Consider the following 13,635-nt stretch of genomic DNA (forward strand, 5'->3'; position numbering starts at 1 on the left):
TGTGAACTCACAGTGAAGTGCAGTTCTTGATATCTCGTTTTACTCCAACCGGTTCTGTATTTCCATCAGGTTGCTTTCAAAGACCTCAGCGGGCGTCCGGTAGCCAAGGCACTTGCGCGGCGTTGCGTTGAGGCGGTGGCAAATCGACCTCAAATATCGATTTGTCAGCGCCGTCGGTGCGGTTGATCTTGGCAGGTATCGGCGCAGCCTGTTGTTCGTATTCTCAACAGTGCCTTTCTGATAGGGCGCTTGCGGGTCACAGAACCAGGCATCCGCACCGATCCCGGCCTTGAGAAGTTTCCAGGCCGAGAACTCGGTGCCGCGGTCGAAGGTGATCGACTGGCGCGCGTCGGCGGGCAGGGGAGCCAACCCGTTGATCAGGGACTCCATGATCGGTTTGGATTGGCGATCTTCATTACGCATCACGACGGCATAGCGGCTGACGCGCTCAACCAGTGACGTCACGTTTACCTTCCCATGCTCCTTGCGGAACATCACCAAGTCGCACTCCCAATGACCGAATTCTAAGCGTTCTGAGACGCGCTCAGGCCTGTGTGACAGGCTTTGAACGTCGAATATGTGGGTTCTGTTGTGCCTGCGGTAACCACGCGGCCGGCGGCGGCGGCGATGCTCAGGGAGATGGCGGTAGAACTGTTCCTTGCGACCGTCTTTGGAATAGGCAAAGCGATAGATCGTCTCGTGGCTCACGCGGATCGGGTGCCGTTCGATCCGCATCCGGCCGGCTATCTGTTCGGGCGACCAGCCAGCCTTCAGGCGGTCTTCGATGGCGGCTTTCAAATCAGGGTGAATGATCATCTTGCGATGGATCGCGCGGCGCTGCTCATATTTGTCCTGAGCGACGAGCGCGTGATACCCATTTAGCTCAGGCAGTTCGTCGTCCGTGTACCGATTACGCTTAATGTCTCGGTAGATCGTGGACGGGTCGCGACCCAGTCGATCCGCGATCTCTGAAATCGGCATTTTGGCTTCAAGCCACTTTGCAAGCTTGCGACGTTCGTCCAGCTTCAGGTGACAGTAGTGGGGTTCCATTCTTCATCCTCCGTGCAACTCTCTGTTTTAGTAAAGAATTTGCACTTCGTTTGTGAATCCACCCCACCTACATCAAAAAGTCCTATAATCAGTCTTATGTTTAAAAATTGTCAATGAATTCGCTGCTCGCTTTAGTCATGTGAGGTCGACGGCGCATACAGGTGCCTCAGTTTGCTATCATTACGGGCGGCATGTGTTTGGTAAGCTCATGGGGGTGAACTGCCTTCCCACCAAACCGCAGCTATAGTTGTGGGATAGGTGGGGAAAGGGGCATTGATGGGCATCGCGGTTTTGAGAATTGATTTGGGCAAGACTGTTTAGGGTCTGTTGACGTTTGAGGATCCCCAAATCGGCATTGCCACGCATCTGAAAACCCAAGACGCGTGCTGTGCCGTGATCGCCATGATCGAAGACGCCAGCGCCATTGACGAGATCGTGCAGGTGGAAGGTCTGGACGCGCTGTTCATTGGACGGGCTCATTTGGCCGTGACGATGGCGACGTAAACATGCGTGTTGCCCGAACGGCCCGTTGCCATGCGCTATACTTGGCGTCTCGATCAGCCGCTTTCATGGTTGGCACAAACTGCCGGTCGCAAAACCACATTTCGGCAAAGCCTGCCTGATCCGGATATAGGCCTGCGCGGCTGCCTGCGAGCCACGCAGCGCCCATGGCGGTGGTTTCTTGGCACACTGGGCGATCAACGGGCACACCGATGATGTCGGACAGAAATTGCATGGTCCAATCCGATGCGCTCATGCCGCCATCGACCCGCAGGATCGCATCGCCACCGGGCGCGCGCCAATCGCGGTGCATGGCTTCTAAGAGATCACGGGTCTGATAGCCGACGGATTGCAACGCCGCACGGGCGAATTCGGCAGGCCCCGAGTTGCGCGACAGGCCAAAAATTGCCCCGCGCGCCTCGGCATCCCAATAGGGCGCTCCAAGTCCGGTAAAGGCGGGCACCATGATCACAGGTTGCTCCTCGTCGGCGGCTTCGGCCAAGGGTTGGGTTTCTGTCGCATCCCGGATCATTTTCAACCCGTCCCGCAGCCATTGAACCGAAGCGCCGGCGATAAAAATCGAACCTTCGAGCGCGTAGGTTGGTTTGCCGTCCAGTTGATAGGCGATGGTGGTCAACAAACGGTTTTGCGAGGTGACGGGCGTGTCGCCGGTATTCATCAAAGCAAAACAGCCAGTGCCATAGGTGGATTTCAACATGCCGGGTCGAAAGCAGGCCTGACCGATTGTGGCCGCCTGTTGATCGCCTGCGACACCAAGAATGGGGAGGGGACGCCCGAACAGGTCGGGGCGCGTCATGCCAAAATCGGCGGCGCAATCGCGGACCTCGGGGAGCATATCCATGGGGATGCCCAAGAGATCACAAATCGTCGTACTCCAGCGCCCTTTGCGAATATCATACAACAGGGTCCGGGCCGCATTTGTGGCATCGGTCGCATGCACTTTGCCGCCCGTCAATTTCCAGATCAGGTAGCTGTCGACGGTGCCAAACAACAGATCCCCGGCTTTGGCCGCAGCGCGTGCGCCCTCGACCGTGTCGAGCAACCATTTGACTTTGGTGCCGGAAAAATAAGGATCAATCAGCAATCCGGTACGGTCGGTGAACATCTGTTCATGACCCTCTGCACGCAAGCTCTCACAGATTGCGGCGGTGCGGCGGTCTTGCCAGACGATGGCATTATGGATGGGCTGACCCGTCTTGCGGTTCCACACCACAGTGGTTTCGCGTTGGTTGGTGATCCCGATGGCGGCAATGTCGCGTGTGTCTATATTGGCCTTTTCAATGACCGCACGACAGGTGCCAGCGGTCGTGGCCCAGAGGTCAGACACATCATGTTCGACCCAACCGGATTGTGGGAAATACTGCGGGAATTCTTCTTGGGCGACTGCCGTTGTTTGCAACTGAGCGTCAAACAAGATCGCCCGACTGGAGGTCGTGCCCTGATCAATGGCAAGAATATATGTCATGAGGGTCCTCCCCGTTCACGCAAAATGGCCGGGCATAAGCCGCCGGGCACAAAAACGGGGCGCAGCAGATCTGCCGCGCCCCGGCAAGGGTTACAAACTTATTGCTTCCAGGAGGAAACAAGTTCGTCATAGCCGATGGTCATCGGGGTTTCGTCCTCGTCGGCCAGCTTGGGCTTTGGTGCGCCCGGCTGTTCCAACCAATAGCTGTCGTCCTCTTTGTCGTTGAGAACCGGACCAAGATCGCCTTGGATTCCAGCGCGTTCCAGACGTGCCATCACGCTTTCCATATCACCACAAAGCTGATCAAGCGCCTCTTTCGAGGTTTTCGCACCGGACATGGCATCGCCGATGTTCTGCCACCACAGCTGTGCAAGCTTCGGATAGTCAGGCACGTTTGTACCCGTAGGTGACCAACGGACACGGTCCGGCGAGCGATAAAATTCGACCAGACCACCCAGTTTGTCCGCGCGATCGGTGAAGTGATCGGAATTGATGGTGGATTCGCGAATAAACGTGAGACCGATATCGGATTTCTTCACATCGACAGTCATAGAGGTGACGAACTGTGCGTAAAGCCATGCAGCTTGGGCACGATCCACCGGAGTGGATTTCATCAAGGTCCAGCTGCCCACGTCCTGATAGCCAACTTTCATGCCCTCTTCCCAATACACGCCATGCGGGCTTGGGGCGAGGCGCCACTTTGGTGTGCCGTCTTCGTTCATCACAGCATCAGAGGCGACCAGAGGTGCGACAAAGGTGGTGTACATGAACATCTGTTGCGCGATATTGCCCTGTGCCGGAACAGGACCCGCCTCAGAGAAGGTCATGCCAGCCGCTGAGGGAGGGGCATAGTCTTGCAGCCACTTGATCGCTTTGTCGATGGCATAGACAGCCGCAGGGGAGTTCGTCGCCCCACCACGATCGACACAGGCCCCAACGGGTTGCGATTTGTCATTCACACGGATGCCCCATTCGTCGACCGGAAGCCCGTTCGGTTCACCCTTGTCGCCCATCCCGGCCATGGACATCCACGCGTCGGTGTAGCGCCAGCCGAGGCTCGGGTCTTTTTTGCCGTAATCCATGTTGCCATAGACTTCGACGCCATCAATGGTGCGCCCGGTAAAGAATTCGGCAATGTCTTCATAGGCTGACCAGTTCACAGGCACACCGAGATCATAGCCATAGGCCTCTTTAAAGGCCGCTTTGATGTCAGGGTCATTGAACCAGTCATAGCGGAACCAATAGAGGTTCGCGAACTGTTGGGTCGGGAGCTGATACAGATCCCCATCGGGGGCGGTGGTGAACTGTGTGCCGATGAAATCCGCGAGGTTCAGCGTCGGCGAGGTCACGTCCTTGCCCTCATTCGCCATCCAGTCGGTCAGGTTGCGCACCTGTTGATAGCGCCAGTGGGTGCCGATCAGATCGGAGTCGTTGACATAGGCATCATAGATGTTTTCGCCAGACTGCATTTGGGTTTGCAGTTTTTCGACCACATCGCCTTCGCCGATCAGGTCATGCGTGACGTTGATGCCTGTGATGGCTGTGAACGCAGGGGCAAGCACTTGGGATTCGTATTCATGGGTGGTGATGGTCTCGGAGACCACGTTGATCGACATGCCCTGAAACGGTTGCGCGGCATCAATGAACCACTGCATTTCTGCTTCTTGATCGGCACGGGACAGGGTCGACAGGCCCGCGATCTCGTTGTCCAGAAAGTCAGTCGCTGCGGCCATATCGGCCCAAGCGGGTTGAGTAAGCGCAAGCGCCAATCCCAGAGCCGTTGATGATTTCAGTAAGACGTTCATAATAGGTTTCCTCCCTTTGGTTGAACGTAGGCGTAGAGCCGGCCTGAACCTCTTCCATTTTCCAGGCCGGAGTTTGTCAGCACCTACACCCAGCGAAACACCGCTGCGGCATAGACCAGACAGGCAATCAAGGCGTAAGCTTGTGGGCCGACGCCCAAACCAAGCCACGCCAGATTGATAAACGCGGACCCCAAGAGCGTGATGAACAACCGATCCCCCCGCGTGGTTTCGATCTGTAGAATACCCTTGCGGGGCATCTCGGGGAATTTGATCGCCAGCACCGTAAAGGTGGCCAGAAGTCCAGCGATGATAAGAAAAAATGTGGCGGTGGGCCATGTCCAGGCCATCCAGTCAAGCATAGCGAACTCCTTTCAAACGGCGCATCCTTTACACCCGTCCCAGGGCAAAGCCCTTGGCGATGTAGTTGCGGACAAAATAGATGACCAATGCACCGGGAACGATGGTCAGGACACCCGCGGCGGCCAGCACGCCCCAGTCGACACCGGCGGCCCCGACGGTGCGGGTCATGGTGGCGGCGATGGGTTTGGCGTCCACAGAGGTCAGGGTGCGGCTCAGCAGCAATTCGACCCAAGAGAACATGAAGCAAAAGAAGGCCGCGACGCCGATGCCGCTTGCGATGAGGGGCGTGAAGATTTTCACGAAAAACGCCGGGAACGAATAGCCGTCGATATAGGCGGTCTCGTCGATTTCCTTGGGCACACCCCGCATGAAGCCTTCCAAAATCCAGACCGCGAGCGGCACATTGAACAGACAATGCGCCAGAGCCACCGCAATATGCGTGTCAAAAAGGCCGATGCTGGAATAAAGTTGAAAGAACGGCAGGGCAAACACGGCAGGCGGTGCCATACGGTTGGTCAAGAGCCAAAAGAACAGATGTTTGTCACCCATGAAACTGTAGCGGCTGAACGCATAGGCGGCCGGTAGCGCGACGGCGAGACTGATGGTCGTGTTCATCACAACATAGATCAGTGAGTTGACATAGCCCATGTACCAACTCGGGTCGGTGAGGATGGTCGCATAGTTTTCAAACGTGAAATTGCGGGGCCACAGGCTAAAGGCGCCGAGGATTTCGGAGTTGGTCTTGAGGCTCATATTGAGCAGCCAATAGATCGGCAGCATCAAGAACAGCAGGTAAAGCCCCATCACCACGGCCCCGCCAGAGGGGCGCATCCGTTTGGACGTGGTGCGCGGTTTTTCAATTTTCATCTCGGTCGCCTGGGTGACGACGTTTGGAATTGCGGTATCGGTCATTTACTTGCCATCCCTTTTATCAATCGTGGTCATCACCGTGTAGAACACCCAACTGATCGCCATAATCGTCAGGAAATACATCAGGCTAAAGGCGGCCGCAGGTCCAAGATCAAATTGCCCCAAGGCCATTTTCACAAGGTCGATGGAGAGGAAGGTGGTCGCATTGCCCGGACCGCCCCCGGTCAAAACGAAAGGCTCGGTGTAGATCATAAAGCTGTCCATAAAGCGCAGCAGGATCGCAATCATCAACACGCCCGCCATCTTGGGCAATTCAATGTAGCGAAACACGGCCCAGCGGCTGGCTTGGTCGATTTTCGCCGCTTGATAATAGGCATCAGGGATCGAACGCAGACCAGCATAGGCCAACAGCGCCACGAGCGAGGTCCAGTGCCAGACGTCCATCACGATCACAGTGATCCACGCGTCCATCGTGTCTTGGGTGTAGTTGTAATCCACACCCAGCGCGTCCAGCGCGTAGCCCAAAAGCCCAATATCGACGCGGCCAAAAATTTGCCAAATGGTGCCCACCACGTTCCACGGGATCAACAAAGGCAGCGACATCAACACAAGACAGAACGAGGACCAAAAGCCCTTTTTCGGCATGTGCAGCGCGACATAAATCCCCAGCGGCACTTCAATGGCCAAAATGATGCAGGAGAACATCAACTGACGCCCAAGCGCGTTCCACATCCGATCCGAATGCAACATGTCATCAAACCAATCGAGGCCTGCCCAGAAAAACTGGTTGTTGCCGAACGTGTCTTGGACAGAATAGTTCACCACGGTCATCAATGGGATGACGGCGGAAAAGGCGACAAGGATCAGCACGGGCAGGACAAGGAACCATGCTTTTTGATTGACGGTCTTGTTCATGCGGCGTCCCCTTTTGCACTGACGCGCCAGTCATTGGCGTAAACATTGATCCCTTCGGGCGCAAAACTGATCCGGTCTGTCCCTGCGGGAATGTCGACCCCCTCACCGATGACCGCGTTTGTTTCGCGCCCCTCGACGTTCAGGCGGACAATCTTGTGACGCCCGACGTCTTCGACGCGGTTGATCTGCGCGGGAATACCCGCGCCGCCCGCGCTCAGCCGGATGAATTCAGGACGCACGCCAAGCTGTGTTTTGCCGCTTGCCACATAGGTGCCACCCAGATCGACGGTGGTGTCGCCAACGCGGGCCGTGGCGCCCTCAATTGTGGCGTCAAACAGATTCATACCGGGTGAGCCGATAAAATAGCCCACAAAAGTATGCGCGGGGCGTTCGAACAGGTCTTGTGGCGTGCCAATTTGTACGACGCGACCGTCATACATGACGACGACCTTATCCGCAAAGGTCAGCGCCTCGGTTTGGTCGTGGGTCACATAGATCATTGTGTGCCCGAAATCCTGATGCAGTTGCTTGAGCTGCGTGCGCAATTCCCATTTCATATGCGGGTCAATCACGGTCAGGGGTTCATCAAACAAGAGCGCGTTGACGTCCTCGCGCACCATGCCGCGGCCAAGCGAAATCTTTTGTTTTGCATCTGCCGTCAGGCCGCGCGCTTTGTGATCCAGCTCCGCTTCCATATCAATCATCTTACCGACGCGCTGGACGCGACGTTTGATCTCGGCTGCGTCCATGCCCCGGTTTTTCAGCGGGAACGCAAGGTTTTGCCGCACTGTCATCGTGTCGTAAACAACAGGGAACTGAAACACCTGCGCGATGTTGCGGTCTGCCGTCGGGGACATCGTCACATCGGTGCCATCGAACAACACCCGACCTTGTGAGGGGATCAACAGACCGGAAATGATGTTCAAAAGCGTGGACTTGCCGCAGCCGGATGAACCCAAAAGCGCATAGGCCTCGCCATCGGCCCAATCATGGTTCAACTCTTTGAGCGCAAAGTCGTTTTCACTCTTTGGGTCCGGCAAATAGGAATGCGCAAGGTTCTCAAGTGTGATCTTAGCCATGTGACACCGTCTCCGCATAAGGGGCAGAGGCGACAAGGGTGCCGTCCTCAGCAAACAGATAAATCCGCGATGTATCGAGATAGACGGGCAGCTTTTGACCCGGCTTCAGATCGCGCACACCATGGATCAAACCGACCCATTTCGCGTCAAAATGCGACAGATGCACAAAAGTTTCCGAGCCGGTAAGTTCCATCACGCCAAGCGTCGCATCAAAACCAAGCTTGCCGTCGCCCGGCTCCAACGAAAGGTGGTTGGGCCGGAACCCAAGCATATATTTGCCATCGGCGACATGTCCGCCCACCGCGGGAATGCTCTCTTCATGGCCAAAGTGCATCAGATCGCCGCGTTTTTCCACATGCAGGAAATTCATCGGCGGATCGGAGAACACCCGTGCGGTCGTGGCATCCATCGGGTTGCGATAGACCTGTGCCGTCGGGCCGAATTGTGTCACCCGGCCTTCCCAAAGGGTCGCGCAATTGCCGCCCAGCAACAGGGCTTCTTCCGGCTCCGTGGTGGCATAGACAAAAATCGACCCGGATTCAGCAAAGATGCGCGGGATTTCGGCGCGCAACTCTTCGCGCAATTTGTAATCCAAGTTCGCCAAGGGTTCATCAAGCAACACCAGACCGGCGTTTTTGACCAAGGCCCGTGCCAAAGCACAGCGCTGTTGCTGGCCGCCCGAGAGTTCAAGCGGCTTGCGGTCCAGCATCGGGGTCAGTTGCATCAACTCCGCCGTCTTGCGCACGCGGCTGTCGATCTCTGCATGATCAAGCCCCATCAGCTTCATCGGCGAGGCAATGTTGTCGTAAACCGTCATCCCCGGATAATTGATGAATTGCTGATAGACCATCGCGATTTTGCGATCCTGGACGCGTTGTCCGGTCACATCCTCACCGTTCCAGCGAATGCGCCCCTTGGTCGGCACATCGAGCCCCGCCATCAGGCGCATCAAGGTCGTTTTGCCCGACGAGGTTGGCCCCAACAGCACATTCATCGTGCCGTTTTCAAGCGCCAAATTGGTCGGATAGATAAAGGTCTTGCCGCCAGCAACATAGCTGACGTCATCGAGTTCAAGTGTCATGCAATGTCCTTTGCGTGTGCGCGGCGCTCGGTCATGTAGGTTTCGAGGGCGCTGGCCTTTACGGTGCGCAGGCCCAATTTGCTGCGTCGCCACAGAACATCCTCTGCGGTACGGGCAAATTCGCGGTCCATAAGCCAATCGACTTCCGCTGCGGTCAATGTCGCGCCGAAATCCTGCCCAAGTTCCTCGGCGGTTTTGGCGTTGCCCAAGACATCGCGTGCCTCAGTGCCATAGGCACGGATGAGACGACGCGCCCAGCGATCATCAAGGAAGGGATAGGTTTGGCGCAGATCGGTGATAAGGGGTTCGACCCCATCGACGGGAAAATCCCCACCGGGCATGGCAACCCCTGCGGTCCATGGGCCTTGCGCCACGTCCAGACGGGTGCCGATTTTCTCAAGCGCGCTTTCGGCGAGGCGGCGGTACGTTGTGATCTTGCCGCCAAAAATATGCAACGCCGGCGCGCCAGCACTGTCGTCGATCTTTAGCGTGTAATCACGCGTCGCCGCCGTCGCAGAACTCGCACCATCATCATAAAGCGGGCGCACACCGGAATAGGTCCAGACGATGTCCTCGTCGCGGATTGGCTCTTTCAAATAGGCGTTCACAAACTCAATCATGTAGCGCTTTTCTTCGGGGGTGCAGACCGGATTTTGCGACAGGTCGCTATGCTCATTGTCGGTGGTGCCGATCAGGGTGAAATCCGTCTCATAGGGGATCGCGAACATGATCCGCCCATCAGTGCCTTGGAAAAAATAGCATTTGTCGTGATCAAACAAACGCTTGGTGACGATATGGCTGCCACGCACAAGGCGAATATTGTCGGTGCTGTTGGAACCGATCTGTTGTCGTAGGATTTGACCGACCCATGGACCGCCCGCGTTGACGACCATACGGGCGCGCATGTCGTGCGTGTCTCCGGTTTCAACATCTTTGAGCGTCACGGTCCAGATGCCACCCTCGGATCTGGCGGACACAACTTTGGTCCGGGGGAGAATTTTGGCACCCCGCGCCACCGCGTCGCGCGCGTTCAAAATCACAAGGCGTGAATCCTCGACCCAGCAATCGCTATATTCATAGGCTTTGGCAAAGAGGGGTTTGAGCGGTGCGCCTTCTGGCCCTTGCTTGAGATCAAGCGTTTTGGTGCCGGGGAGGATTTGTCGCCCACCCAACGTGTCGTACATCAACAACCCAAGCCGGATCAGCCAGGCGGGGCGACGCCCTTTCATCCACGGCATGAACAGGGACAGCAGTTTTGAGGTTGGCGTGTCGCTCTCAAACCGCATGTCCTTTTGGTACGGCAAGACAAACCGCATCGGCCAACTGATATGTGGCATCGCACGCAAAAGGGTTTCGCGTTCAATCAACGCCTCGCGGACCAAACGAAATTCGAAATACTCAAGATACCGCAACCCACCATGAAACAGTTTGGTCGAGGCGGAAGAGGTCGCAGAGGCCAGATCCGACATTTCGGCCAGCGTCACACTTAATCCGCGACCTGCGGCGTCACGGGCAATCCCACAGCCATTGATGCCGCCACCAATCACCAGCAAATCGCAGATCTGCGCATTCTCGCTCACGTTGGATCCTCCCAAACCCTGATGACAGCACTGTGACAAAGCCGCGCCCAAAAGAAAACATATATTTTCGGTTTTTTTCGGTTTTTGTAAAAATTGCAAAAAACACCCTGAATTTGCTGAGAAAAAGAATTGAGAATTGCGCGTATTATCGTAGAAATGAGCAATAGACACAAAACCACGCAGAAACGAACATGGCCAAACCTGATTTCCATGGTCACTCATCCCCTCTGATTCCGCCGCATAGAACAGGTGCAAAGCAGGATCGCCTCACACCAAACCGAAAGCCTCTTTATGTCGCAAAACATCCGCTTCCCTGAGATTCTAGATATTGCCCGACGGGACGGGAAAGTGACGGTCGAACATCTTGCGGAGCATCTTGGCGTCACATTACAAACCATCCGCCGCGATCTGAGCGAATTGGCGAATGCCGGGAGGTTGGAGCGTGTTCACGGGGGCGCGGTGTTGCCATCGGGCACCGTCAACATCGCCTATCAAGAGCGGCGGCGGCTTAATGCGGGAGGAAAGATCGCCATGGCACAGGCCTGTGCCGCGATGATCCCCGAAAACTGTGCGATTTTCCTCAACATAGGAACAAGTACGGAGGCTGTCGCGGCTGAGTTGCTACACCATCGCAATCTCATGGTTGTCACCAATAATATGAACGTGGCCAATATTTTGACTCGAAACCCTGATTGTGAGGTGCTTGTGACCGGAGGATCACTGCGCCAATCCGACGGCGGGCTGATCGGGGACATCACAACCGCCGCGATCCGGCAATTCAAATTCGACATCGGCGTCATCGGGTGTTCCGCCATTGATCAAGACGGCGACATTTTGGACTTTGACCTGCGCGAAGTCGGCGTCAGTCAGACGATCCTGCATCAGTCCCGCCGCACCATGTTGGTTGCGGATCACACCAAACTCAAACGTACGGCCCCTGCCCGGATCGCATCCCTTTCGGAGATCGACGACTTCTTTACCGACGCGCCGGTGCCTCGCCCTTTGGAAAACCTGTGTGCGATGTGGGCGACCCAAATACATGTGAGCCGGCTTGAACGTGAGATAGAATAGCCCCCTGCCCCACCGTCCACACATTTGGCCGTACATCGTTTCGGCAATGCGCCCAGTTCAAAATCGCCGCACCAGTGGGATTTGAGTCTCAAAACCGATCAAACCGATAGGGGCTTGGGTCAATAATCGGTGAGACGCCCATCACCAAATCGGCGGCAAGTTGCCCCGCCGCAGGCGAAGTGCCAAACCCATGGCCTGAAAAACCCGTGGCAAGCGTGAGCCCGTCAATCCCGTCGATCCCACCAATGACGGGTAGCGAATCCGGCGTGATATCCATCGTGCCGCCCCATTCTTCCTCGGATTTGATCTCCGCGAAAGCTGGCCAGTAGGTTTTGATATTGGCGATCGCTTCGGCATTGATGCCCGCGTTCACGCGCGGGTCCATGGTGCGCAGTTTCTCGAATGGCGAGATGCGATCAGGCGACCAGCGCCGCGCGAGTTTGAGATCTTCGATAAACTCCCGCCCCAAAGAAATACGCAACATGTTGCGCCCATGCTTGAACATAGGCAGGTATTTCATCCCCAAAAGCGCATGATCAAGAACCAAAGGCGATCCCACCGCACCGCGTTGACAGACCGTAAAACCCCCATCCATCCGCTTGCGAAACGACATATCCGGCGTCCCCACGGCGATATGTGTCGGTCCCTCTATTGGCGCGGTGCGAATGGCGTAACACACCAAAGGCAAGGTCGGGAAAGAGACGCCCATGTTGCCCAAGAATTTGCGGGACCAAAGCCCGGCCGCGAGGATCACATGATCGCAAGAGATTTCGCCCTTTTCCGTCCTCACACCGCTGACCTTCCCGGCTGAGCGGATCACTGTGCGCACCGCACAGTGGTCGACGATCACAGCCCCTTTGGCGACGGCGGCATTGGCAATGGCGATGGGGGCAATCGTCGGTTCGGCGTAGCCATCCGAGGGGGTGTAAATTCCCCCCGCCCAAGACGTCCCTCCTCCCGGAACCAGTTCCGCAATCTCTTGATCCGTCACCATCCGGCTGTCGAGGTTATACTCTGCAACCGAGGCAAGCCATGCGCGATGCATCTCCATTTCTGCCTCGGTTTTTGCGGCGAATAAAATACCCTCTTGACGATACCCCACATCCACACCCGTGCGCTGTGCCATCGTCGCCCAAAGCGCGTCCGAGGCCAGTGACATCGGCACATCTTTCGGCGCGCGCGATGTTTTACGAATCCAGCCCAAATTGCGCGAGGATTGTTCGCCCGCGACCCGGCCCTTTTCCAAAACGGTGACGGAAACCCCGCGCTCAGCGAGGGTCAAAGCCGCCGTCAACCCGACAATCCCACCGCCGATGATCACAACAGAGGTGGTTTGGGGAGCCTCAGTGGCGGTTTGGACGGGGGCGGTTTTGGGGGCCATGGGGCAGTCCTTGAAAGAGGGGATGTGGAGCGATCAAAGTGACGTGTCGATGTATGCGATCTCGGCTTTGGACGCGCCACGATAGGCGCTGACCTCGATCTCAACTTTGTAGACGGAGGAGCCAAGCGGCGGGCAGGTCACCGTGGTGGTTGGATCGACGCCGCGAAATTTTTCACCGAAAATCTCCATCACAGCGGGGGTGTCGCTGGGCGTTTGGATGAACACGCGGGTGGAGATCACGTCCTCAAGCCCCGATCCCACCGCCTTGAGCGCATTTTCGATATTCTCAAACACCTGAAGCGTCTGTTCGCGCAGGTCTTCGGGGATTTCTTTGGTTTCCGGGTTGCGCCCGGCGGTGTTCGACACCGAAATCCAGTTGTCGACCATCACAATGCGGGAATAACTGCTGACCTGTTCCAGCTTTGCGCCAGTTTTGACTTTGACAATTTTTGTCAT

At 56.5% G+C, this 13,635-nt stretch carries 13 protein-coding genes; 2 read left to right on the top strand and 11 right to left on the bottom strand.

The features are described 5' to 3' along the window. Positions 1-39 precede the first annotated feature (39 nt). Positions 40-1,050 carry an IS30 family transposase gene (locus tag BLT54_RS20220; RefSeq protein WP_074639867.1) on the bottom strand — a complete coding sequence of 337 codons (1,011 nt, stop codon included), beginning with the start codon at positions 1,048-1,050 and terminating at the stop codon, positions 40-42. A gap of 327 nt (positions 1,051-1,377) precedes the next feature. On the opposite strand from BLT54_RS20220, the gene BLT54_RS22695 reads away from it, so the two are divergent. Beyond that, positions 1,378-1,554: a hypothetical protein gene (locus tag BLT54_RS22695; RefSeq protein ID WP_176832937.1), complete on the top strand. Its 177-nt coding sequence runs from the start codon at positions 1,378-1,380 to the stop codon at positions 1,552-1,554. On the opposite strand, the gene glpK is transcribed toward BLT54_RS22695, so the two are convergent. The 8 genes from glpK to glpD all read right to left on the bottom strand — a co-directional run bounded on the left by glpK (position 1,514) and on the right by glpD (position 10,727). Beyond that, positions 1,514-3,037, bottom strand: coding sequence for a glycerol kinase GlpK (gene glpK / locus BLT54_RS20225; protein ID WP_074647261.1), 1,524 nt, complete (start codon positions 3,035-3,037; stop codon positions 1,514-1,516). The genes BLT54_RS22695 and glpK overlap by 41 nt on opposite strands. A 98-nt stretch (positions 3,038-3,135) precedes the next feature. Next, positions 3,136-4,842, bottom strand: a complete 1,707-nt coding sequence (locus tag BLT54_RS20230; protein ID WP_176832938.1) for an ABC transporter substrate-binding protein — start codon at positions 4,840-4,842, stop codon at positions 3,136-3,138. Between the two features lie 83 nt (positions 4,843-4,925). Next, entirely contained in the window at positions 4,926-5,201 is a 276-nt protein-coding gene (locus tag BLT54_RS20235; RefSeq protein WP_074647262.1) for a DUF2160 domain-containing protein, read from the bottom strand. 28 nt (positions 5,202-5,229) lie between these two features. Then, positions 5,230-6,069 carry a carbohydrate ABC transporter permease gene (locus BLT54_RS20240; RefSeq protein ID WP_074647313.1) on the bottom strand — a complete coding sequence of 280 codons (840 nt, stop codon included), beginning with the start codon at positions 6,067-6,069 and terminating at the stop codon, positions 5,230-5,232. Positions 6,070-6,114: 45 nt separating this feature from the next. Next, a complete protein-coding gene (locus tag BLT54_RS20245) occupies positions 6,115-6,987 on the bottom strand; it encodes a carbohydrate ABC transporter permease (RefSeq protein WP_074647263.1) in 873 nt (290 codons plus the stop codon). Then, complete coding sequence (locus BLT54_RS20250) at positions 6,984-8,066, bottom strand: ABC transporter ATP-binding protein (protein WP_074647264.1); 1,083 nt, start codon at positions 8,064-8,066, stop codon at positions 6,984-6,986. The genes BLT54_RS20245 and BLT54_RS20250 overlap by 4 nt, the downstream gene beginning before the upstream one ends. Further along, positions 8,059-9,147 carry an ABC transporter ATP-binding protein gene (locus BLT54_RS20255; RefSeq protein WP_074647265.1) on the bottom strand — a complete coding sequence of 363 codons (1,089 nt, stop codon included), beginning with the start codon at positions 9,145-9,147 and terminating at the stop codon, positions 8,059-8,061. The genes BLT54_RS20250 and BLT54_RS20255 overlap by 8 nt, the downstream gene beginning before the upstream one ends. After that, positions 9,144-10,727: a glycerol-3-phosphate dehydrogenase gene (glpD, locus tag BLT54_RS20260; RefSeq protein WP_074647314.1), complete on the bottom strand. Its 1,584-nt coding sequence runs from the start codon at positions 10,725-10,727 to the stop codon at positions 9,144-9,146. The genes BLT54_RS20255 and glpD overlap by 4 nt, the downstream gene beginning before the upstream one ends. Positions 10,728-11,018: 291 nt before the next feature. On the opposite strand from glpD, the gene BLT54_RS20265 reads away from it, so the two are divergent. Next, entirely contained in the window at positions 11,019-11,798 is a 780-nt protein-coding gene (locus tag BLT54_RS20265; protein ID WP_074647266.1) for a DeoR/GlpR family DNA-binding transcription regulator, read from the top strand. Between the two features lie 88 nt (positions 11,799-11,886). Here BLT54_RS20265 and BLT54_RS20270 read toward each other — a convergent pair whose 3' ends face one another. Both BLT54_RS20270 and BLT54_RS20275 read right to left on the bottom strand, forming a co-directional pair. After that, on the bottom strand, positions 11,887-13,179 hold the full coding sequence (locus BLT54_RS20270; protein ID WP_074647267.1) for an NAD(P)/FAD-dependent oxidoreductase: 1,293 nt from the start codon (positions 13,177-13,179) through the stop codon (positions 11,887-11,889). 33 nt (positions 13,180-13,212) lie between these two features. After that, positions 13,213-13,635 carry a Rid family hydrolase gene (locus BLT54_RS20275; RefSeq protein ID WP_074647268.1) on the bottom strand — a complete coding sequence of 141 codons (423 nt, stop codon included), beginning with the start codon at positions 13,633-13,635 and terminating at the stop codon, positions 13,213-13,215.

This window comes from Celeribacter baekdonensis (assembly GCF_900102315.1).
GTDB lineage: Bacteria > Pseudomonadota > Alphaproteobacteria > Rhodobacterales > Rhodobacteraceae > Celeribacter > Celeribacter baekdonensis.

What these genes read in the sequence shown, in the direction of transcription:
- BLT54_RS20240 (WP_074647313.1), bottom strand. Translation starts at nt 6,069, where the DNA reads ATGAAAATTGAAAAACCGCGCACCACGTCCAAACGGATGCGCCCCTCT.
- BLT54_RS20220 (WP_074639867.1), bottom strand. Translation starts at nt 1,050, where the DNA reads ATGGAACCCCACTACTGTCACCTGAAGCTGGACGAACGTCGCAAGCTT.
- glpK (WP_074647261.1), bottom strand. Translation starts at nt 3,037, where the DNA reads ATGACATATATTCTTGCCATTGATCAGGGCACGACCTCCAGTCGGGCG.
- BLT54_RS20275 (WP_074647268.1), bottom strand. Translation starts at nt 13,635, where the DNA reads ATGACAAAAATTGTCAAAGTCAAAACTGGCGCAAAGCTGGAACAGGTC.
- BLT54_RS20245 (WP_074647263.1), bottom strand. Translation starts at nt 6,987, where the DNA reads ATGAACAAGACCGTCAATCAAAAAGCATGGTTCCTTGTCCTGCCCGTG.
- BLT54_RS20265 (WP_074647266.1), top strand. Translation starts at nt 11,019, where the DNA reads ATGTCGCAAAACATCCGCTTCCCTGAGATTCTAGATATTGCCCGACGG.
- BLT54_RS20255 (WP_074647265.1), bottom strand. Translation starts at nt 9,147, where the DNA reads ATGACACTTGAACTCGATGACGTCAGCTATGTTGCTGGCGGCAAGACC.
- BLT54_RS20230 (WP_176832938.1), bottom strand. Translation starts at nt 4,842, where the DNA reads ATGAACGTCTTACTGAAATCATCAACGGCTCTGGGATTGGCGCTTGCG.
- BLT54_RS20250 (WP_074647264.1), bottom strand. Translation starts at nt 8,066, where the DNA reads ATGGCTAAGATCACACTTGAGAACCTTGCGCATTCCTATTTGCCGGAC.
- BLT54_RS20235 (WP_074647262.1), bottom strand. Translation starts at nt 5,201, where the DNA reads ATGCTTGACTGGATGGCCTGGACATGGCCCACCGCCACATTTTTTCTT.
- BLT54_RS20270 (WP_074647267.1), bottom strand. Translation starts at nt 13,179, where the DNA reads ATGGCCCCCAAAACCGCCCCCGTCCAAACCGCCACTGAGGCTCCCCAA.